The 1,057-nt window shown below is 71.8% G+C and carries 3 protein-coding genes; 1 reads left to right on the forward strand and 2 read right to left on the reverse strand.

Translation table 11 applies throughout. From position 1 onward, the window contains the following. Positions 1-179: 179 nt before the first annotated feature. Together CED_RS24795 and CED_RS25465 are read right to left on the reverse strand one after the other, a co-directional pair. Entirely contained in the window at positions 180-410 is a 231-nt protein-coding gene (locus CED_RS24795) for a hypothetical protein (RefSeq protein ID WP_023841564.1), read from the reverse strand. Beyond that, complete coding sequence (locus CED_RS25465; RefSeq protein ID WP_023841565.1) at positions 407-550, reverse strand: hypothetical protein; 144 nt, start codon at positions 548-550, stop codon at positions 407-409. Before CED_RS25465 ends, CED_RS24795 begins: the two co-directional genes overlap by 4 nt. 315 nt (positions 551-865) lie before the next feature. Between CED_RS25465 and CED_RS17315 the strand changes: the two genes are divergently transcribed. Further along, positions 866-1,057 (forward strand): PAS domain S-box protein (locus tag CED_RS17315; RefSeq protein ID WP_116289968.1); only part of this gene is annotated, 192 nt, incomplete at its 3' end.

Raw genomic sequence — 1,057 nt, forward strand, 5'->3', positions numbered from 1 at the left:
GCGGGTGTGGGTGCGGCCGCCGGGCCGGGCGGCACCGGTCTCGGCGCTAGCGTGGCGCCGTCGGTTCGTCGCTGACCGGTAGGTGTCCCAGGAGGGCCCCGGCAGGCCAGGAGGGCCCCGGCCGGCCTGGAGGGGGCCGGCCGGCCTGGAGGGGGCCGGCCGGCCCCCGGGGTCGGGGTTCAGGCGGCGAGCCCGTGCCGTGCGTCCGCTGCCTGACAGCTGACGACCAGTTCGGCGTCGCGGGAGGCCTCCAGCAGGCCGAGTGCCACGAACCGGTGGACCAGGTCGGGATGCAGCCCGCCGCGGCTGGCGACCGTCTCCACGGTCAGCTTCCGGGCTGGTGCCAGCGGGTAACGCGGCCGGGTGGTCGACGGCGCCGTCCGCTGCCGCGACGGGAATGGAGTGGTCATCGCCGGGATCCCTTGCTCGGATCGGACTTTCTGGGGTCGGAGTTCCTCAGGTCGGAGTTCCTCGGGTCGAAGGTCCAGGTGGCCGCCAGTTCTCCGAACAGCGCCCGCTCCCGGTCGGTCGGCCTCGGCGGCACTGCCACGCTGACCTCGGCTTCCTGGTCGGCGCCCGGGATCGGCCNGGGGCGCCGCCGCCGAGAACGTGCCGCCGAGGCCGAGTGTTACGCCATCAGATGGCTTCCCGATCCACCGGCGCCTCAAAACCNCCCNCCTGAGCCTCAAAACCACCCGCCGGGATCCCACCAAGCCGATCAGGTCGGTCCTCCGGGAGAAGGCACGCATAAGCGGTGAACCACGGTGGCGGGTTGGCACGGGTCGGCACGGGGGGTCGGCATCTGTGCTACGGTCCACTCCGCCTCACTTAAAGAGTCGGTCCGATTACCGATCGTGGTGATGTGGTGAAGGGTTCCTCAGACCTGGCCAGCGGTCTGTTGGAGGCGGCACCGGACGCGATCGTCGCCGTCCGGGACGACGGGGCCATCGTCCTGGTCAATACGCAGGCCGAGCGGCTGTTCGGCTACACCCGCGACGAGCTGGTCGGCCAACCGGTCGAGATCCTCATCCCGGTCGGTGTCCGCGCCGTCCATCCT

It is taken from the genome of Frankia sp. CeD (genome assembly GCF_000732115.1).
Classification (GTDB): domain Bacteria; phylum Actinomycetota; class Actinomycetes; order Frankiales; family Frankiaceae; genus Frankia; species Frankia casuarinae.

Bases quoted from the DNA above. Each gene is read 5' to 3' on its own strand.
- CED_RS24795 (WP_023841564.1), bottom strand. From the start codon at position 410: ATGACCACTCCATTCCCGTCGCGGCAGCGGACGGCGCCGTCGACCACC.